11 protein-coding genes and 1 pseudogene are annotated in these 21,248 nt (G+C 40.0%); 11 read left to right on the forward strand and 1 reads right to left on the reverse strand.

Annotated elements, in window-relative coordinates:
* Window positions 1–599 precede the first annotated feature (599 nt).
* Both I6F10_RS02010 and I6F10_RS02015 read left to right on the forward strand, forming a co-directional pair.
* Window positions 600–1,925, forward strand: coding sequence for an OprD family outer membrane porin (locus tag I6F10_RS02010; RefSeq protein ID WP_197098331.1), 1,326 nt, complete (start codon window positions 600–602; stop codon window positions 1,923–1,925).
* A 96-nt stretch (window positions 1,926–2,021) separates the two neighbouring features.
* Window positions 2,022–2,888 carry an alpha/beta fold hydrolase gene (locus I6F10_RS02015; protein ID WP_197098332.1) on the forward strand — a complete coding sequence of 289 codons (867 nt, stop codon included), beginning with the start codon at window positions 2,022–2,024 and terminating at the stop codon, window positions 2,886–2,888.
* 71 nt (window positions 2,889–2,959) lie between these two features.
* On the opposite strand, the gene I6F10_RS02020 is transcribed toward I6F10_RS02015, so the two are convergent.
* The gene (locus I6F10_RS02020) at window positions 2,960–3,349 is read right to left on the reverse strand and encodes a DUF2750 domain-containing protein (protein ID WP_024599157.1); all 390 of its coding nucleotides are present in this window, start codon (window positions 3,347–3,349) and stop codon (window positions 2,960–2,962) included.
* Window positions 3,350–3,575: 226 nt separating this feature from the next.
* On the opposite strand from I6F10_RS02020, the gene I6F10_RS02025 reads away from it, so the two are divergent.
* The 9 genes and pseudogenes from I6F10_RS02025 to I6F10_RS02065 all read left to right on the forward strand — a co-directional run bounded on the left by I6F10_RS02025 (window position 3,576) and on the right by I6F10_RS02065 (window position 21,246).
* Window positions 3,576–4,619, forward strand: coding sequence for an alkene reductase (locus I6F10_RS02025; protein ID WP_076923808.1), 1,044 nt, complete (start codon window positions 3,576–3,578; stop codon window positions 4,617–4,619).
* A 201-nt stretch (window positions 4,620–4,820) separates the two neighbouring features.
* Complete coding sequence (locus I6F10_RS02030; protein ID WP_076923809.1) at window positions 4,821–7,094, forward strand: TonB-dependent receptor domain-containing protein; 2,274 nt, start codon at window positions 4,821–4,823, stop codon at window positions 7,092–7,094.
* Between the two features lie 92 nt (window positions 7,095–7,186).
* A complete protein-coding gene (locus I6F10_RS02035; RefSeq protein WP_197098333.1) occupies window positions 7,187–8,314 on the forward strand; it encodes an alkaline phosphatase family protein in 1,128 nt (375 codons plus the stop codon).
* Window positions 8,311–9,372, forward strand: a pseudogene (locus tag I6F10_RS02040) (alkaline phosphatase D family protein). Before I6F10_RS02035 ends, I6F10_RS02040 begins: the two are co-directional and overlap by 4 nt.
* Before the next feature lie 151 nt (window positions 9,373–9,523).
* The gene (gene recC, locus I6F10_RS02045; protein WP_197098334.1) at window positions 9,524–12,823 is read left to right on the forward strand and encodes an exodeoxyribonuclease V subunit gamma; all 3,300 of its coding nucleotides are present in this window, start codon (window positions 9,524–9,526) and stop codon (window positions 12,821–12,823) included.
* Window positions 12,810–16,388 carry an exodeoxyribonuclease V subunit beta gene (recB, locus tag I6F10_RS02050; RefSeq protein ID WP_197098335.1) on the forward strand — a complete coding sequence of 1,193 codons (3,579 nt, stop codon included), beginning with the start codon at window positions 12,810–12,812 and terminating at the stop codon, window positions 16,386–16,388. The genes recC and recB overlap by 14 nt, the downstream gene beginning before the upstream one ends.
* On the forward strand, window positions 16,385–18,409 hold the full coding sequence (gene recD / locus I6F10_RS02055) for an exodeoxyribonuclease V subunit alpha (protein ID WP_197098336.1): 2,025 nt from the start codon (window positions 16,385–16,387) through the stop codon (window positions 18,407–18,409). The genes recB and recD overlap by 4 nt, the downstream gene beginning before the upstream one ends.
* Window positions 18,410–18,560: 151 nt before the next feature.
* Entirely contained in the window at window positions 18,561–19,886 is a 1,326-nt protein-coding gene (locus I6F10_RS02060) for a methyl-accepting chemotaxis protein (protein ID WP_197098337.1), read from the forward strand.
* Between the two features lie 292 nt (window positions 19,887–20,178).
* Window positions 20,179–21,246, forward strand: a complete 1,068-nt coding sequence (locus I6F10_RS02065; RefSeq protein WP_024599149.1) for a hypothetical protein — start codon at window positions 20,179–20,181, stop codon at window positions 21,244–21,246.
* Window positions 21,247–21,248 lie beyond the last annotated feature (2 nt).

Genomic DNA, 21,248 nt, shown 5'->3' on the forward strand with positions numbered 1-21,248 from the left:
TAGACCTACCGAAAAAAGTATTGGTTTAAGGTGTTAAACCTTCCATACCTTTTGAGCTTTTACTGATAATTGCGCTCCACATAACAATGTCGGTTAGCTTTTTATTACAGTGCAATAATATTTGAAGATTACACTGCCGATATATTACGATATTTAAATGACTTAAGTATGTATCTAATAAATATAGCTTTCTTCAGGGCCATAATAAAACCATAAACCATATATTTCTGTATGCACGCTTCAACCTAATAGCTTAAGCAGTTCTTTATAATATAAATTTGGTAAGTGTAAGTTGAGTCAGATGAAATCGTAGTCATGATATTCTGAAAGTAAATTGGTTATACAACTAGTAGGAGTTGTATAACCAATTTCTCTGTCATTTTTGTATTCATCCGACACAAAAAAATATTTAATATTTTATAATATGAAAATTAAATCATTAAAAACTCATATTGTTCTATATTTAGTGGCATGAAAGAAAAGTCATTGCGTGAAATTTAATTACCTTATTACATGTTTGCCGTGTAGGTCGCAAAATATACACGCTGTTAAGCACTACACAGTCAAAATTTAAACAAAACAAGGTAACGGAGACAACTATGGCTCAACGGTTCTCTAAATCACTTGTGGCAACAAGCGCAGTATTAATATGTTTTTCTATTCCTTCGTATGCCGCTGTTAATGGACTGACAGAACAAGATGTGTTTAATATAAAACTCAGGTCAATTTATTTTGATCGTGACTACGATAACGATGCAAGCGACGATTCAACCTTCGCTCAAGGTATAGAACTCAATTACACCTCTGGTTATATAAACGACTTAGTTAGTGTGGGTGTATCGACCTACACCGTGATAAATATTTATTCTACGGGTACAGCCGCAGGTAATATTTTACCAGCAGGTAATGAGAGCGGTGGAGTTGACGATAGCTTTTCTAAATTTGGTCAATATTTTTTAGATTTTAAATTGGGTAACAACGGTCACGTTAAAGTGGGCGGGCAAAAAACTAAAAGTATGTTGCTTAAAAGCTCTGGGAGTCGGGCTATTCCTAATACCTTTAGAGGTGTTTTTGGCGACTATAAAATTGGCAACACTAAGGTATATGGTTATGTATATGATAAATGGAGCCGACGACACGATGATAGATGGGAAGACTTTTCTACCGATCAATCGGCAACTGGCGCTATTAGTGTAATTTGGGGCGTAGGTGCTACGCACAAAAAAGACGATCTAACATTAGAGGCCGAATATTTAAAGTCCCACAATTATCTAAGTAAAATGGGATTAAAAATCAGTTATGATATTAAACTTAAACAAAGTAGGTTAACACTTTCAAGTGGTATATTTACCTCACAAGATGATGGTGATTTATTTGTAACAGGCGCAGAGGGCGGCGATTTAGATGATGAAGATACACCTGGAGCATTAACAGGCTTAACTAAAAGTGAAAACGATGGATTTGCTTATTACTTAGATGCTGATTGGAAAAAAGATATTTGGAGCGCAGGTGCTGCATTTACGAAAGTAAGTGATGCTTGGATTGAAGATAACTTTAGTGGCGATCATGGAACAAATCCATTCCCGACGCGCTCCCTGATTGGTGCCGATTTAACAAACCAAAATGAAACATCATGGCAGGCACGCTTGGGTATTAACTTAAAAGCTGTATCGCCAGGGCTCAGTACTAAGTTTTATTACACTAGCGGTACGGGCGCCGAAAATTCAGCTTTAGGTCAAATAGGCGGTGAAGCCGAAGAAAAGTACTGGGCTTTAGATACACGTTATAAGGTTGAGGCAATAAAAGGTTTAAGCTTACGCTGGTTGTTTTTAGATTATATAACCGATAAAACAGGCAGTGTTGACGGTGTTAAAGGTGACAGAGCAGACCATCGAGTATATATGGATTACACTATTAAATTTTAAATGACTTTTAAAAACCAATGCTATTTTTATGCACTGGTTTTTTTTCTGATTACTATGATAAAACTGACAAATAAATAATAACAATTAAGTTAATACATGTTTTCTCTACAGCATTGGCGTTCTCAGGGTTCATTCACCAAAATTAATGGCCATCAAATTTTTACTAAAATAGCCGGGGATGTAACAAACCCCGCGCTGCTTTTAATACATGGCTTTCCTAGCGCCAGTTGGGACTGGGAAGGTATGTGGCAAACGCTTAGCGATCATTATTTTGTGATCACACTCGATATGCTAGGTTTTGGTTTATCAGATAAACCAAAAAATGCAGACTATAAAATTACAGAACAAGCTGATTTATACACACAATTTTTAAAGCGTTTAAATATTAATGATGTGCATATACTAGCCCATGATTATGGCGATACAGTCGCTCAAGAGTTATTAGCAAGGCAAGTAGCTTCGCAAAGTGAGATACAAATTAACAGCGTGTGCTTTTTAAACGGTGGGTTATTTCCTGAGGTGCATAAACCATTGTTTATACAAAAGCTTTTGCTCTCAAGGCTTGGTTGGATAGTGCCAAAATTAATAAATAAACAAAAATTTGCCAATAATCTAGTGACTATTTTTGGCAAAAATACACAGCCTACAACACAGGTAATAGACACACTTTGGGAACTGCTGATTTACAAAGATGGCTTAGCCGTTATGCCTAAACTCATTAGTTATATAATGCAGAGGCAGCAAAACCGAGAACGCTGGGTTGGTGCTATTGTAAATAGCCATATACCACTTACGTTTATAGCAGGTGCAGAAGACCCCATCTCTGGTAAGCACATGATTAAGCATTACAAAAAGTTGATACCAAACGCGAGTGTTAAAGAGTTCTCAGAGCTTGGCCATTATCCACAAGTAGAAGATGCAAATGCTATAACGCAAGCGTATTTGAGTTTTAGAAACGGGTAATAAAAACGCGGCTACTAAATTAAGTGCCGCGCTTATAAATTAAAGAACTCTGAGTATTTAGGCTTTACACCTTAGTACTTTTTCTTTGGCGCTTTTAACTGTTTTTCAAATTCATCTGAAAACAATATCGTACCGTCGTCTTCCTCAGTAGGAAATGCGGCAATAAGTAAATCATCTTCTTCAAGACCTGGCGTCCAGCGACTAAACCAATCTGCAAGTGGTATTGCTTTAGCGCTACAGCCAGCCCATTCGCCAGTAGCCCACGCTTCTGCAAATTCACGAGTTGGCCAAACAGGCACGCAATCGTCGTCTTCATTGGCAAGCATAACGCAGCCATCGTCGTCGTTTAAAATCCATACTTGCTTAAATTCTTGCACGGTTTCGAACATGTAAGCTAAGCGTTTTTTTGCCCCAAGGCCTAAAATTACTGCTTGTTGTTCGGTTGCATTTTCGCTCGTCATGATTGGCTCACTCTCGTTGCTATCGATATTTAATATATAGCGTACAAGTATATCGAGTTATATGACAGAGTGTTGAAAAGTTATTATTTAATTTCATTAATGCAGATCTAATTCACATATTGAGCAGTATAACTCCTCACTAATTTGAGCGATCATTCAAAATAAGCTTGAATGTTTGTAAAAAGGCCACATTGTAGTAAGCATATACTTAATGAAGGATTGAAAAATGACTACTGATTTACTTGCTCCGTTTAAACTAAATAACACAATTGAGCTTAAAAACCGTGTACTTATGGCGCCACTAACTCGTTGCATGGCTGACGATAACTTAGTGCCAACACAAGATATGGTTGAATATTATGCTCGCCGTGCCGAAACCGGTTTAATTATTAGTGAAGCAACTATTATTCGCCCAGACGCGCAAGGTTACCCAAATACTCCGGGTTTATTTACCAGTGAGCAAATTCAAGGTTGGAAAAAAGTAACAGATGCAGTACACGCTAACGGCGGCAAAATGTTTGCACAGCTTTGGCATGTTGGTCGTGTTGCACATCCTCACTTTTTTGATGGCGATGTACTGGCACCATCTGCAATTGGTGTTGAAGGTTCTGTACCGCGCATGCGTGAGCTTACCTACATCACTCCAAAAGCAGCCACTACAGATGACATTAAATCTTTAGTAGCCGATTACGCAAAAGCGGCAGAAAACGCAATTGAAGCAGGTTTTGATGGTGTAGAAATTCACGGCGCTAACGGTTATTTAATTGACCAGTTTTTACATTATGCTGCAAATACACGCAGCGACGAATACGGTCAAACGCCTGAAAATATGTCGCGCTTTGCATTAGAAGTAACAGATGCGGTTATTGCAGCTGTTGGCAACGAGCGTACTGCACTTAGATTAACACCGGGTGCTTACTTTAATATGAGTGAAGATAACCGTGATAAAGCGGTATTTGACTACTTACTACCAGAACTAGAAAAAAGAGATTTAGCGTACTTACACGGCGGTATTTTTGACGACAGTACAGCGTTTGAGTCACTTGAGGGTAAAACTACATCTGAATTTTTACGTGCAGGCTACAAAGGTACATTAGTAGGTGTAGGCAGCTATAGTTTTGAGACAGCAAAAGAGGCCATTAACGACGCTAAGTTTGATTTAATCGCGATTGGTCGTCCACTTATTGCGAATCCTGATTACGTTAACAAAATTGCAAACGGTGAAGAGCTAGTGCCGTACAGCGATGAAATGCTTGCCGAACTAAAATAAAGTACTATTTGTAAAAAGTTTAGAAAATAACTAAGACACTCAAGATAAAACCTTTGAGTGTCTTTTTTTGTACATATCCCCGCCATAAATCTCCCATATTTGTTTAACCTTTATGTAAATAAAGTTCATCCTCGTTGTCATATTTAAAATTCATACTGTGTCCGTTTTCATATTTCATAATTAAAATCAAACGGGACAACAATGTACGCTTTAAAAAACAAATCACTTTTGAGCATTGCTATTGCCATGGCTGTATCAACATCCGCTTACGCAAACGATAACGAAATTGAAGAAATTACAGTAACGGCAAAACCAACAAGTTACGCAAACAATGTTATTGAGCCTGCAATGCTTGAGCAACAAAGTTCGGTATCGAGCATATTATCGGTTATTGATAACTTACCGGGTATTAGTATTAACGAAGGTGATGCATTTGGTGGCGATGATTGGTCAACGACTATTACAATGCGTGGTTTTAGTATTGACTCAAACCAACAACAATTAGGTATGACTGTTGATGGTATTCCCAATGGTGGCTCTAATTATGGTGGCGGTGCTAAAGCTAATCGTTACTTGGAGAGCGAAAATTTAGCAACGGTAGAGGTTGGTCAAGGGACGTCTGACATTAAATCGGCTTCACTTGAAGCGCTTGGCGGTACATTTAATTTTGTAAGTAAAGCACCAAGTTTAGATAAAAGCACCACTTTTGCTTATACCTCAGGCAGTCACGATGCCACACGCTATTACGTTAAGCACGAAACAGGTACGATTTTTGATAATACCCAAGCGTATGTAAGTTACTCGCAAACCGATACAAGCCGTTGGATTGGTTCAGGTAGTAATGGCGGGAAAGATAACCAACACGCTGAGCTTAAATTTGTAACTACGCTTACGGATTTAACCATTACTGGTCGTTTATCTTATGATGATGTAAGCGAGACAAACTACAATAGTGTAAGTATTGAGCAGTTTGAGCAAACACCAGATTGGGATCAGCTGACATGGAATTGGACTGGTGTCCCACATTTTGACCAAATGTTCGCAGAAGGCTGGGGTACGCTTCGCGAAAACACTCTAGCGTATTTAAAATTGGAATATGCACTTTCTCCAACATCACTTATTACCGTTAGCCCGTATTATCATAAAAATTCAGGGCGTGGGGATTGGATCCCACCGTATTTAACGACCCCTGTTGATGAAAATGGTAATCCAACAACTGAGGGCGGAACAAATGCTGGCTCTTACGGATTTGCTGATAGTGAAGGGAATCCGCTTGCACCAAACGAAGAATGTACGGCAAGTTTAAGCTGGCCATGGGAATCGGGTCCTGGTTTAAACCCAGCGTGTTACGACGATACAGCAACACCTGTTATGTCGTATCGCCATACGCATTACAAAAAAGACCGCCTCGGTTTAACGGCAAACTACCAAGCCACTTTTGGTATGCATGATATAGAAGCAGGTTTATGGTATGAACAAAGTGACCGTGAAGAATCTCGTGATTGGCACAAGGTAATTGATGCGCGTATTTATCATCACTTTGATAGCACTCCATACTGGACACAATACAAAAACACTTTTGAAACTGACACTCTAAAATGGTATGCGCAAGATTCAATGGCGCTTGGTGATTTTACACTTAACTTAGGTGTTAAAAAGTACCTTGTTGATATTGAAAAGTATGATCATTATCAAAATGCAACCACAGCAAAAATAAATAGTGATTCAGACATATTGTTCAGTGGCGGTATTTTGTATCAGTTAAATGACTCTACAGAGTTATTTACCAGTTACAGCGAAAATTTTGCGGCTATTAAAGACGGTGTACTAGAACGTGATAGCTCGGATTTATCAGCCATCGAGCCTGAAACCGCTGAGAATATTGACCTTGGTGTGCGCTATCAAAATAATGCGTTAAAACTAACAGCAACAGCGTATTCAATAGAGTTTGATAACCGTATTACCTTTATTGCACCTGGTAGCGATACAGGCGGTATTGATTACACAATAGGCACTAATGGCTCTTACTTAAATGTAGGTGGTATTGAGTCTAAAGGTTTAGAGCTTTCTGCAAGTTATATGCTTAATTCAGAGTGGAATATATATAGCTCGTATACAAATAATGACTCAGAGTACAAGGGCGACGCGCCAGGCTTTGAAGCAGGTGACAAAGTAATTGACTCAGTCGATGACTTATTCGTGCTATCGACAGACTACTACAGTGGGGATTTTCGTTTTGGGTTGTCGGCTAAATACACCGGCGAACGTGGTGAGGTTGACGGCTACACTGTGCTGGATTTAAATGCAGGTTACTCAGCAGAAGTAAATGCAGGCCCATTTAAAGCACTAGATATTGCATTTGTAGTTTATAACGTGACAGATAAAAGCTATTTAGCTGGCGGTACAGGCAATGGTACTACTTACTTTATAGGTGCTCCGCGTACAGCGGCAGTGACTTTAAGTGCTACTTTTTAATACTCAAAGTACGCAACTTATTATTCAATTATGTTAGTAAATATTTTAAAGCCCATCACTGATGGGCTTTTTTTAAAAGGTACACACATATTATGAACTCAGTAATAAAAGTAGTGGTATTTAGCTTAACTGTATTATTAAGCAATGCGGTTAATGCGGCGCAAAATGTAGTGCTGATAACGCTTGATGGAGTACGCTGGCAAGAAGTATTTAATGGGGCTGATAATAGCTTAATTAATAATACTGATTTTGTTAAAAAGCCTGAGCAATTAAAGACTCAATTTTGGGCAAAAACAGCAAATGAGCGCCAGCAATTATTAATGCCTTTTTTAACTCAAGTAGTGGCTAAAAAAGGGATTATAATTGGCGATAGAGCTAATGGCTCTACTATGTCGGTAAGTAACCCGTGGTATTTTTCATATCCTGGTTATAACGAAATACTCACCGGTGAAGTAGACGAAAATATAAATAGTAACAACAAAGTGCTCAACCCAAATAAAACTATTTTAGAGCGTTTAGATAAGTTACCTGAGTTTAAAGGTAGCACAGCCTTATTTGGCAGTTGGGATGTATTTCCATACATTGTAAATACTAAGCGCAGTAACGTGTATGTAAATGCAGGTTTTATGTCAATTGAAGAGAATTTATTCACTGATGCGCCATTGTTAAATGCACTACAAAATGAAATCCCCAGCCCTTGGTATAACGTACGATTAGACAGTTTTACATATCGCTTTGCTAAAGCGTATATGTTGGCTAAAAAGCCTAAGTTGTTAGTGATAAGTTTAGGCGAAACCGATGACTTTGCGCATGATGGTCATTACGATCAATACCTTAAATCGGCGAGGCAAAGTGACGCGTTTATAAAAGACTTATGGGCAACCATTCAAACTACAGCGGGTTATAAAGATAACACCACACTAATTATTACCACTGATCACGGGCGTGGCAATAACGCCAATGATTGGCAACATCACAGCTCTAAACGTGCACTTGCTGAGCTAGAGTTAGGTGCAAATACTTACCCAGAAGGAATTATTGGCTCTGAACATATTTGGCTTGCTGCCATTGGTCCTGCAATAAAAGGCAGTGGCTTAATTAAAACTAAAAATGAGCTTAAACAAGCGCAAATAGCAGCGACCGTTTTAAAGGCTCTTGGGCAGAACCCAAATGAAATAAATTCAAATATGGCACCTGCTATTAGCGAGATTTTAAAATGAAGAACCTATTTAAACCATTGACCCTATCAGCCTTGGCGTTGAGTTTGGTTATTAGCGCGAATGTTACTGCCGCGCCATCTAAAATCCTGTTTGGTTCGTGTGGGCATCAAGATAAAAACATTCCCATATTTAATGCAATTAATAAAGAGCAAGGGGATTTGTTTATATTTCTGGGTGACAATATTTACGGCGATACCAACGATATGGATGTACTTGCCAATAAGTATCAACGTTTAGGGGCAAAGCCTGGTTTTAAAACGTTAAAAGCGCAAACGCCTATTATTGCTATGTGGGATGACCACGATTTTGGTCAAAACGATGCAGGTAAAGAGTATCCGCATAAAGAGCAATCACGCCAAATTATGCTTAATTTTTGGGATGAACCTGTAAACTCAGCGCGTCGCACTCGCCCTGATGGAATTTATACCTCGTACATGTATGGTGAAAATGAGCAAACCATACAAGTAATAATGCCTGATTTACGTTGAAACCGTGATGCGCTAAACCATGTAGGTGAGCTTGAATACTACACTAAGCGTAAGTTAAATAACCAAGGCCCGTATAGTCCTAGTGAAGTGAAGGGCGCATCAATGCTAGGTGAAGCCCAGTGGCAATGGCTTGAACAAGAGCTTAAAAAGCCCGCTGCAATAAAATTGATTGCCTCAAGCTTACAGCTTTTACCCGATTTTACAGGTTGGGAGTCATGGGCAAACTTTCCTGAAGATAGAAACCGTTTATTTGCATTGATTAAAAAGCACAAGGTAAATGGGGTAGTGATTATAAGCGGTGACACACACTGGGGCGAAATATCAAAGTATCAGCAAAACCTTGATTACCCATTAATTGAGATGACTAGCTCTGGCTTAACTGAAAAGTGGAAAGACGTAAGCCCTAACAAACACCGAGTAGGGAATTATACTCATAACGTAAATTATGGTGATTTAAGCGTCGACTGGCAACAAACAGATCCCGCTATTTCACTTAAATTAAAAGGCATTGATGGCGAAGTAATAATGCAAAGTGACTTTAGTTTATCAAGTATTAGCCCTTATAAATAAACTTACTACTACGCACAGTATATAAAATAGATGCTGTGCGTTTAAATTACTTGCTAACTCTCTGATTTATTAATACCAATTACCTGTTTGCGCTACCCCTAATATTGAAAATATCTTACACTGGTTTTATCTCAAGCAAGGTCAGTGTTATATGCTAAATATTATTCAATCAAACCGTATGGAAGCCCTGCAAGCGCAGTTCCACCAGCTGTTAAAAGTAAACCCATTGCAAAGCCCGTTCGACAAAGAAGTGGTGCTAGTGCAATCGCCGGGTATGTCGCAGTGGTTGAAAATAGGTTTGAGCGAAAACTTAGGGGTCGCAGCGCAGGTAGATTTTCCGCTGCCATCGAGCTTTATTTGGCAGTTGTATCAGCAATTACTGCCAAATGTCCCTAAAGAGTCGGCATTTAACAAGCCCAACCTTGCTTGGAAACTATTTGCAATTTTACCAAACTGTATTGATGAGCCATTGTATTTGCCGCTAAAAACCTATTTAGAGGGCGATATAGATGGGCAAAAAACCTTTGCGCTATGCGAAAAAATAGCCGACGTGTACGACCAATATTTAATGTACCGACCACACTGGATAGCCACATGGGATAGCGGCAAAGATGAGCTAGATGATGTGGATGTAACCATTGCACCATGGCAACCTGACTTATGGCGACGCATTGTAAAATTAAGCCAAGACCTTGGGCAAAGTCAATTTCATCGCGCTAATATGCAAGGGCAGTTACTTGCAGCGCTTGAGACTATGGATAATAGCTTACTGCCACAACGCATTAGCTTATTTGGTATATCTGCGATTGCCAGCTCCCAGCTAGACGTATTTGAAGCGCTGAGTAAAAAAACCGAGGTTATATTATTCTTTTTTAACCCGAGTGAGCATTACTGGGGCGATATTATAGATGAAAAAACAGCGGCTAAAATAAGCGCTAAATACGCTAAAATGCCGCTGGTGGAAGCACAACAAAAAAAACAAACCAATCCAGATGAAGAATACTACTTTATTGGTAATCCGTTGTTATCGTCGTGGGGTAAATTAGGCCGCGACTATTTTGAACAACTTGTACAGTTAGATGCCCGTTGGATTGACGGTTTTATTGATGTGTTTGACGACACCTTACTAGGGCAAGTACAAAGCGAGATTTATCAGCTTGCGTTTAAAGGTGAATCGCTGACCGATAACAAAGAGTGGTTTATAAACGACGAAGGTAAATTACCAATCAGCGCAACCGACACCAGTATTACGCTCAGCGATTGCCATACACCGCTTAGAGAAGTTGAGCGCTTGCACGACTACTTACTTAACTTATTTAATCAAAACCCAACGCTTACCCCCAAAGACATAATCGTCATGATGCCCGATGTAGGCACTTACAGCCCCTACATTGAAGCCGTATTTGGCGGGGCACAAGGCAGCCGCTTTATTCCGTACGCATTAGCCGATTTAGCCATAGAGCAAGAAAAGCCTGTCCTTAGCTCATTTGCGAGTTTAGCTAACTTACCGTTTTCGCGCTTTGGTGTGTCGGATATTCTCGATTTATTACAAGTGACGCAAATAGCCGAAAAGTTTGGGCTTGAAGCGCACGAATACGAGCAAATTCAATATTGGCTTGAACGTGTTGGCGTTAAATGGGGTATAAACGCAGCGCATAAAAGCAGCTTTGATTTACCCGCTATTGATTTAAATACCTGGCAACATGGGCTCAACCGTTTATTGCTTGGTATTGCCATGCGCGACGAGCAATGCCCGTTTAACGGCATTTACAGTGCCGATGAAGTAGAAGGCATGGCGCTCGATACACTCAATAAACTCGTGCACTTTATTGATGTACTGCAAAGCTTTAAAGAGCAGCTAACGCCTGATGATACGCTCACTAATAAAGCGCATATTTTAAGTGAGTTATTAAACGCGATATACGAAAGTGAAAGCGACGACAGCTGGGATTTATTGGTATTGCAAAAGGTGCTCGAAGAGTTACAAAAGCACCACGACAACGGCGATTACAGTAAAGCGGTTTCGCAGCGTATTGTTAGTTGCTTAATTAAACAAGGCATTCAAGAAAAAGGCGTAGGGCAGCGGTTTTTAGTTGGGCAAGTAAACTTTTGTACGCTTATGCCCATGCGCGCAGTGCCATTTAAAGTGGTATGTATGCTGGGTTTAAACGATGCCGACTACCCGCGTAACGTACAACCCATTGGTTTTGACTTAGTGCCTTATTCTAAAAAGCAAAAAGGTGACCGATCACGTAAATTAGATGACCGTTACTTATTTTTAGAAGCACTACTGAGTGCCCGCGACAACTTATACATGAGTTACATTGGTCGCTCGTGTTTTGATAACCAACCGCGCATGCCATCAACGCTTGTAAGCGAGCTGTTAGAATATATTGGGCGTAGTTTTGTATTAAGCGAGAAAAGCGAAAAAACGCTGCCAGAATGTCTAATCAATCAGCAGCATTTACAGCCCTTTAATAGCCATTATTATTTAGCCGATGAGCAAACCAATACTGTGCTGAGTAACCACAGCTACAATCCAATTTGGCTGCCAAGTGAGTCTATTAAACCACAGCCGGTTATTGCGCTTGATGTGAGTGTACCAGAACAGTTAGATCTTGATGTGTTTATTAGAAGTGTATGTAGCGCACAAGAGAGCTTTTATCAGCAAACATTAGGTTTACGCCTGCCACAATTTAACGAAGTAGCAAAAGACGAAGAACCATTTAGCCTAGATGCACTGCGCCGTTATTTTTATCTTGATGAAATACTTAAAGCCAATATAAACGAGCAACCACTAAGTACCGAGCAAATACTGCAGCGGGGTGAGTTACCTCAAGCTAATGTAGGCAGCCTTATATTTGAGAGTATGGAGCACCGAGTTGACGCGCTTGCAGGGCAGGTTAAAGAGCACATTAAAGACGGGAAAAGTGAGCCAATAGAAGTTTTGCTTACCATTGAAGGTACCAAAATAGAAGGCTGGCTCAATCATGTTTATTTGCAAAAACAAGTGTTTTACCGCAGTGCGAGTATTAAAGCGAAAGATTTAATTAAAGGCTTTATTTATCACCTTGCAGCGCAAAGTATGGATCAACAAGTAGAAACATTGTTACTTGGGCTCGATAAGCAAATTACCTTTGCGCCCATAAACAAAGCCGATGCGGATGCACTATTAGCCGATTGGTTTGAGTTATACAAAGCGCTGCGCGCAGAGCCTGTGCCGTTTTTTCCGGTAAGTGGTTATGAATACGTTAAAAGCGGCGGCGATATAACAAAAGCAATGAGCAAATTTAGCCCGCAATACATAGGGCGAGGCGAGGGCGAAAACCCGTATATTCGCTTAACGGTGCAATCGCTAAACGACTGCCAAGACGAATTTATAAAATGGAGTGATAAATTGCTCACGCCTTTATTTGAACACGTAAAGGAGAGTGACCATGCAAGCGCTTAATCCTCTTACTATGCCGCTCATTGGTCAAAGTTTAATAGAAGCCAGTGCGGGTACCGGCAAAACTTATACGATTACGGGGCTGTATTTACGCTACTTACTAGGCATGCAAATAGAAGGTGAGTTAAATACGCCGCTCAGTGTTGAGCAAATTTTGGTAGTAACCTTTACCGACGCCGCCACACAAGAAATTAAAGACCGCGTACGCAGCCGAATTATTGCTGCGCGCGATGCACTACTTGGGCAAAACCCAGATGACGAACTCATTGAAGGCGTAATTGCCAAAATTGATGATAAACACCGCGCGTTTGATTTACTCGATGCAGCTGCTAAATCAATGGACGAAGCCGCTATTTTTACCATTCATGGCTTTTGTCAGCGGATGCTAAAACAACATGCGTTTGAGTCGGGAGTGGCGTTTAATCTCGAATTTATTTTAGATGAACGCGACATACTGCTCGAAACCATTAAAGATTTTTGGCGTGCGTTTGTATACCCACTTAATAAAGAACGCACCGATGCTATTTTAGATGTATTTGCCGCACCCGAGGCTTTATTCGCTCAAGTGGCGAGCATTTTAAACAAAGCTAATGCGCACATTACACCACAAATAAATTTAGATGATGTATGGAAAGCCCGTGACGAGTACATAACCCGTGTACCTGCATTTAAAAAAGCGGTGTTAGAGCAAGAGTTTATAGGTGCTATTAAAGGCTCGGGTTTAAGTGGTTCTAAAACGCCAGCACGAAAAGGCAGCCTTGGTGCGCTTGAAGCATTTTGTTTAGGCGGCGATTTGTTTTTTGAATTTGGCACTTACAAGTATTCGTTTGAAGTGTGGAGTACAGAAAACTTAAGCGATGTGAGTAATTATAAAAAAAATCAGCCATTATTTGTGCATCCATTACTGAGTCAGTTTGACGAGCTTGCCGCCCTTAATAACACCATAAACCAAGGGCTCAAAATAGCAGTTATACAACATGCAGCACGCTGGGTAAAAGCCGCCATAGTTAAGCGCAAGCAAGAGCAAAGCGTTATCACCCCAGATGATTTACTGACCAATTTACACAGTGCGCTTAATAACGAGCAAGGCGACGTACTAGCACAAAAAATTGCGCAGTTGTTTCCGGTTGCCATGATAGATGAATTCCAAGATACCGATCCCATTCAGTACGGTATTTTTAGTAAAATTTATGGGCAACAAAATACCACGCTTGCCATGATAGGCGACCCCAAACAGGCTATTTATGGCTTTAGGGGCGCAGATATTTTTACGTATATTGGCGCAAAAGAAGCTGTACAGACTGATCAGCAATTTACGCTGGGTACTAACTTTCGCTCAAGCACCGATATAGTAAATAGCGTTAATAGTTTATTTGGAAAACACGCTAACAGCTTTATTTATAACGACGCCATACCGTTTAACGCAGTGGCTGCTAAAGGTAAAAAAGCGGAAGACTCTTTTTTAATTGATGGCAAACCCGCGACCGCATTCGAATTTAACGTATTTGTAGATGAAGCCGCAGATGAAAAAAACAAACCAACTAACAAAGGTGTAGGGCAAGCACATTTAGCCACTCATTTTGCTAATAAAATAGTGACCCTGCTTGAAAAAGCAAAACAAGGTAATGCCTGTATTGGCAGTACTCCTGTAAGCGCTGCCGATATTTGTATATTAGTGCGCGACCGTGTTGAAGCGCAAATAATGAAAAAAGCACTAGGTGATGCCAAAATAGCCAGCGTGTATTTATCGCGCGAGAGCGTTTTTAGCCAAGAGCTTAGCCATCACCTACTTAACTTTTTAACAGCGCTGCATGGTCAATATGACGAGTCATTGCTGCGCGGTGTATTAGCTGGTCCACTATTTTGTTTAAGTTATAACGAAATACACGCACTCGCCGATGATGAAAATAAATGGCAAGACTACTTAAACTTTTTTGCACAACTTAGCCACATTTGGAACAAGCAAGGCGCTATGGCAATGCTTGAGCGTTTAATGAGCCATAATCAGCTTAGCGCTAAATGGCAAGGTTTAGGGTATAACGTTGAGCGTTGGCTGACTGACTTTAGGCATTTGGGCGAAATACTTCAACAAAAACAAATAGAGCTTGAAGGCACGCTGCGTTTACTGCGCTGGTTTGCACAAAAGGTAAGCCAACAAGATGGTGAAACAGTACAAGTACGCCTAGAAAGTGACGCCAACTTAGTTAAAATTGTTACTATGCATGCCTCAAAAGGGCTAGAATACCCACTGGTATTTATGCCATTTGCCAGTGGCTATCGCGAAACTAAAGAAGCGCTTTATCATAATAATGGCAAGCTGATTTACGATTTAAGTAAAGACGAAGATGCCCTGCAAAAAGCAGAGCAAGAGCGTCTAGCTGAAGATTTACGCCTGCTGTATGTAGCACTTACTCGCGCCGTGCATTTTTGTGCGCTGGGTGTTTATAATATTGGGCAAGGGCAAAGTAGCCGCTTAGCTATGCAAAGTAGTGCACTAGGGCATGTGTTATTTGCAGGGCTTGAACTTGCCAGTAGCCAAACATGGCGTACGCATTTAAGTGAGTTTTGCGACGCTAATAGCGCGATGAGCTATCAGCAATTTACCTCACAAACGTTATTAGAGCAGGGAACACTTAGTTTTAATAATAGTAAAATTGCGCAGCAAACATTAAGTGTTAATAAAGTAACGGCAAGTATAGAGCGTAACTGGCGAGCAACCAGCTTTAGCGCGTTGAGCTTTAAAAAGCACAGCGACCAATTAGCCCCAGGGCGAAGTGATGAAGATCACGAAAAAGACGAGTTTGCAGTGCAAGAGGACGAACTACCATCACCTTATAGCTTTCCTAAAGGGCCAAAGCCGGGTAGCTGTTTGCACGAAATATTTGAACAAATAGATTTTACTAGCCCAATAGTCCACCCAACTAATACTGAGCAAAACTTATCGGAAGTTGTTAAGCGCTGCCTTGAAAAATACCACATAGGTGAGCAATGGCGAGAAGTGGCTGAAAAGTGGGTGCTCGATGTTCTTGCGTGCCCCCTAGATAACAGCTCTCTAGATAAGAGCCTTCTTTCATTGGGTGTACTTACACCAAGCGACTGCCTAGTCGAAATGGAGTTTAATTTACCACTTGAGAGCTTAAGTGCACCTAAGCTAAACGAAATGTTGGTTAAACATTTTGGTTTTACGCAAAGTAAGCTTGAGTTTTCGCAAGTAAAAGGCTTGTTAAAAGGCTTTGTCGATTTAATATTTTGCTACCAAGGTAAGTATTATATTTTAGATTATAAGTCTAATTATTTAGGCAGTACGCCAGCTGATTACGAAGGCGATATGCTTGAGCAAGCGATGAGCAGTCATCAATATCATTTACAGTATTTAATCTACACGGTAGCGCTGCATCGTTTATTAAAACAACGTATAGCTGATTATTCAATTGAAACCCATTTAGGCGGCGTGTATTACACTTTTTTACGTGGAATGCCAGCAGGGCAAGGCGTGTACTTTAAAAAGCTAACTGTAGAACAAGTGATTATTTTAGATGGCTTATTTAGCCAAGGAGCCATGCTATGAGCGATTTAAATGAACAACCTGGCTTGTTTGACGATATTGATCAAGCGCCTAGCGATGAGCCTCTAAATATTCTTAAATCACAAAATGAGGTGGCTGTAAAATATTCAATTACTGAAGTCCCGTTACTTGAGTATTTATTAGTTGAAAAACGATTACGTGTAGTTGATGTTAAGCTCGCTGAATTACTGAGTACTAATGGCATAGAGCAAACACATAATGAACTATTTTATATTGTTTTATTACTGTGCTTATCGCAGCAAAGTCAGCACAGTTGTTTAACCTTAAATGAAGTTGATTGGAGCAATCCTTTTAACTTGCGCAAAGGTGACTTTAATAAACTCGATGGCAATGTTCCCAGTACGCTAAGCCCGTTTAGTGATGACTTTGATGTACACACAGCGGTTAGTTATTTACAAAACCATGAAAGCGTTGGCGAGAGTAAGCCATTGCAATTATTTAACGAGCGACTTTATTTTGCGCGCCTTGCAGGTTATGAGCAAACACTTGCTGATAGACTATTAAGCATGAGCGAGCGAAAGCTCAATATTAATAATGAAGTATTAGCAGGGCTTTTAAATACCTATTTTCCTGCTGATTCAACTGTTGAAACTGATTGGCAAAAAGTGGCGTGCGCGATTGCGGCCACCAAAGGCTTTAGTGTGATCACGGGCGGTCCTGGCACAGGTAAAACTACCACAGTGACTACGTTGCTGGCTATTTTGCAGTCACTTTATGAAACAGCACCCCTTAGTATTAAGCTGGTGGCCCCTACAGGTAAAGCAGCTGCACGTTTAAGTGAGTCTATTTTGGGCGCCAAAAATAAGCTCACAACGATTCCTGATGATATAAAAACGCTGATACCGCAAAGCGCTCAAACGATTCATCGCTTACTGGGCGTAAAACCGTTTACTAATAAATTTAGACATAACAAAAGCAATCCGCTGCATTTAGATGTGCTGATTATTGACGAAGCCAGCATGGTCGATTTATCGCTGATGGCTAAATTAATAGAAGCACTGCCCGCGCACGCGCGGTTAATACTCTTAGGTGATAAAGATCAGCTTGCCTCGGTAGATACCGGCAGCGTAATGAGCGATTTATGCCAAGGTTTAACACTTGGGCAAACGCCACGCTATTCGCAAGCACGTTGTGATGAGTTAAATAATTTATGCTTTAATAACGAGGCTAAACTTGCAGCGCAAAGTGCGAGTGAATTTAAACTCGCAGATTGCATTGCCTTTTTACAACACAGTTATCGATTTGACGCACAAAGCGGTATTGGTCAACTTGCACTTGCGGTAAACACTAATAACACCGGTATTTTAAATTACGTAGAGCAAGAAAGTACTGAAGGGCGCTTTAACGATGTAATTTTAGATTACGACTTTGTAGCAAAACCGATTGAAAAACTCGTTAAAAGTGCAGCAAGTCATTATGCAAAATACCTTAACTTAATTGCCCAAGGTACAGGTGTTGCACAAGTGCATGCTGCTTTTGCTAGTTATCAGCTTTTAGCTGCGGTACGAGAGGGCGATTACGGAGTGCATAGCTTAAATCAACGAATAGAGCGCGTGTTGCAACAGCAAGGTTTAATTACCGTTAGTCCTAATACTCACCACTATACGGGTATGCCTATTATGGTGAGTCAAAACGATTACCAGCTTAAGTTATTTAACGGCGATATTGGTATTTTAATGCCCGATGAAAGTAATCAACTCAAAGCCATATTTATTGATGAGCAAGGTAACCAACGAGCATTTTCGCCAGCACGACTCCCTGCGCACGATAAAGTCTATGTAATGACTATTCATAAATCACAAGGCTCAGAGTTTAACTACACCGCCATGGTATTGCCACCGCTAAAACAAGCGCACATGGGTATAAACAGGCAATTAGTGTATACGGGGATAACCCGCGCTAAAAATACCTTTGAGCTGGTGGCAGATAAAAAAGTACTGCAACTTGCTATGAGTAAAAGTGTATCAAGAGCGTCGGGCTTATATGAAAGATTAACATTTTAGAATTTGAATATTTGTTTTGCAGCGGTATATATAATGATGGCTTACTTAGTCTCCGGCTTTAGTGATTAAAGCTCTTATTATTTATCGCGTTATGAAAGTTACCTTCTATACTAAAATTAATTTTATATTAATTGTATTAGTAAGGACATTAATGTTTTTTTCTAAAAATAAACAAAATGAAATAGCCTCTTTAAAAGCAGAGCTCTATCCATTACAACAAGTGTGGGAAGGGCTTTACCGAGAGATGTTAGTACTGAACATTCTTTATGATGGCAGGATTTCGCACGCCAACGATAAATTTTTAGAAAACCTAGGCTATAGCGAAGATGAGCTAACTAATAACTCTTTTGATAATTTTATTACAGATTCGTCTCGACAATCTGTCGAATTTAAAAGCTTGCAACAAGCTATTAAAAAAGAAGGGCATTGGGGCGGTGCATTACAGGTTATGCGCAGCGATGGCAAAGCTGAATGGTTACGTTTAATAGTACATCCTGTAAAAGGTGAGCAAGATCAGTTGCTCTATTTTTCTATATTCGGGAGTGTACTTACAAAAACAATTACAGCTTCTCGCGAGCAAAGCGACACTATCAAAGCGATATATCGCTCTATGGCGGTAATTGAATTTGATTTAGAGGGCCATGTTTTAAAAGCAAATGAACAGTTTTTAGCTGCAATGGGTTATCAAGAAAGTGAATTAATAGGAAAACACCATCGCACATTTTGTGAGGCTTCAGAGTACAACTCCCAAGAATACCTGCAATTTTGGGATAAATTAAGAGATGGTCAATTTATTGCTGAGCGCTTTAAACGCGTAGATAAACACGGCAATATTGTTTGGCTAGAAGCGTCATATAACCCAATCTCAAATGACGCAAATGAGCTTTATAAAGTGATGAAGTTTGCCACAGTTATTACTGAACAAGTAAATCAAGAAATTGCAATCTCACAAGCGGCCGAGATTGCTTATAGCACCTCAACCCAAACGGATAAAAAAGCAGAACAGGGCGCGAGCGTTATACAAGACACTGTTGCAGTAATGACTGAGCTGGCTATTAACATGGAGCAAGCTGCGAATGAGATTTCAGCGCTTGATCAGCAGTCGCAGCAAATATCAAGTATTGTACAAAGCATTAGTAGCATTGCTGAACAAACAAATTTATTAGCATTAAATGCCGCAATTGAAGCGGCTAGAGCTGGTGAGCAAGGTCGAGGCTTTGCCGTTGTTGCTGATGAAGTTAGGCTGCTTGCATCGCGTACATCAAAAGCAACAGAAGAAATTGTAGAAGTGGTACAGCGCAATCAATCACAAACCCAAAATACGGTTGCTGTAATAGAAAAAGGTAAAGAAAAAGCAGAGCAAGGCTTAGCCTTATCTAAAGAATCTGGTGACGTGATGCAAGAGATCCAACAAGGCGCGCAAGAAGTTGTGAATGCGATTGGGCAATTTACCAGTGAGCTTAAAGCCAACGGTTAGATTAGCTTTGTCCTTATTCTATAGCGGGCACTTTTAATGGTGCTCGTTTTAATCTTATACCTCAATATCCCCCTGAAACTCATTTAATAATTTCATATTTAACAACTATCCCTTTGTTAACTCATTAATCAGTTTGAAATAAATTCCCACCCTTCCTAAATGATAATAAGTTGTTGCATTTTTGTTCGTTGTTCCTAATACTAGTGAGCGCTTAGGCTGACAAGCTTACGCAGACCAACATGAATACCTTAAATGACAATAAAATATTAAGTACACAACATTAAGGAATTGTATGAACAACAAATACACACACAAATTAATTAAGCCAAGCCACCTAATCGGTGCGGGACTTGCTATGTTAATGAGCTTTTCTGCAGCGAGTAAAGACTACAAAATTATATTAATTCATGGTTTACAAACCTCGCAAATAACCAATAAATCGGGAAGTGATGTAATTAATGATGGTGAAACATATTGGCAATCGTACTGGAATAATCGTGCGGATGAGCGAATTGACTGGCCTGCTTATGAACGCGTTGAAGGTAAGATTGCTACCGATTGGGTATGGCCTAAATTAAAGCAAATTTCACGCTCTAATTTATGCAGTGATGGCTGTGTATTTGTAACACATTCAACAGGTGACTTAGTTGCACGCCATATTATTGATAATCAAGAAAACTGGTTAGAAAACGAAGGATTACAGCCGCTTAATATCGTGGCTACGTTTGATTTAGCAGGCGCGGGCGGTGGAAGTGAGCTTGCTGACGTCGCTGTTAGTGCTTTAACTGGCGCATCATGGAACTTTGCGGTCGATGCTGCACTCAAATGGTGGCTAGGAAGTGATGTAACCGAGGCCGTTGGCGTATTACACGATTTAAAAGTGAATAACGCCCGTAAAATATCACCATTTCCTGATGCACGTACACCTCGTTTACGCTTTGTGGCAGATGGTAATGCATACTTAGGATTAACAGGTGGATTTTTAAAAGGCAATGATGACTCGGTGGTTGCATCGCACTCTTCATGTGGTGCAAGTTCAGCTCGTTCATTTGGAAGTTGTAGTCAAAGTATTGATACTGATGGCCGTTTAAAATCGCAAGGTGATGCGGTAAATAGCTTTATGCCAAACCATTATCCAATGATGATGAGTGACAGTTATAGCCATAACGAAATACATAATGCCCAGCGCAAAGGTAATGTAACAATCGCCATGAATAACGTAAATGTTGAAGGTGACACGGTAGGGTTTAATACGTTTGATAAAACTACAGGTAGTTGGTTTTGGAAAAAACAATATCGTTATATTAAGGATTCAAATAATTTAAGCGCATCAGCACTTATTTATAATGTGATCCCATAACA

The organism is Pseudoalteromonas sp. SWYJZ98, from assembly GCF_015864495.1.
Taxonomy (GTDB): domain Bacteria; phylum Pseudomonadota; class Gammaproteobacteria; order Enterobacterales; family Alteromonadaceae; genus Pseudoalteromonas; species Pseudoalteromonas distincta.

Excerpts from the sequence above, each read along its gene's own strand:
- I6F10_RS02065 (WP_024599149.1), top strand. The coding sequence starts at position 20,179 with ATGAACAACAAATACACACACAAATTAATTAAGCCAAGCCACCTAATC.
- I6F10_RS02030 (WP_076923809.1), top strand. The coding sequence starts at position 4,821 with ATGTACGCTTTAAAAAACAAATCACTTTTGAGCATTGCTATTGCCATG.
- I6F10_RS02060 (WP_197098337.1), top strand. The coding sequence starts at position 18,561 with ATGTTTTTTTCTAAAAATAAACAAAATGAAATAGCCTCTTTAAAAGCA.
- I6F10_RS02035 (WP_197098333.1), top strand. The coding sequence starts at position 7,187 with ATGAACTCAGTAATAAAAGTAGTGGTATTTAGCTTAACTGTATTATTA.
- recD (WP_197098336.1), top strand. The coding sequence starts at position 16,385 with ATGAGCGATTTAAATGAACAACCTGGCTTGTTTGACGATATTGATCAA.
- I6F10_RS02015 (WP_197098332.1), top strand. The coding sequence starts at position 2,022 with ATGTTTTCTCTACAGCATTGGCGTTCTCAGGGTTCATTCACCAAAATT.
- I6F10_RS02025 (WP_076923808.1), top strand. The coding sequence starts at position 3,576 with ATGACTACTGATTTACTTGCTCCGTTTAAACTAAATAACACAATTGAG.
- recB (WP_197098335.1), top strand. The coding sequence starts at position 12,810 with ATGCAAGCGCTTAATCCTCTTACTATGCCGCTCATTGGTCAAAGTTTA.
- I6F10_RS02020 (WP_024599157.1), bottom strand. The coding sequence starts at position 3,349 with ATGACGAGCGAAAATGCAACCGAACAACAAGCAGTAATTTTAGGCCTT.
- recC (WP_197098334.1), top strand. The coding sequence starts at position 9,524 with ATGCTAAATATTATTCAATCAAACCGTATGGAAGCCCTGCAAGCGCAG.
- I6F10_RS02010 (WP_197098331.1), top strand. The coding sequence starts at position 600 with ATGGCTCAACGGTTCTCTAAATCACTTGTGGCAACAAGCGCAGTATTA.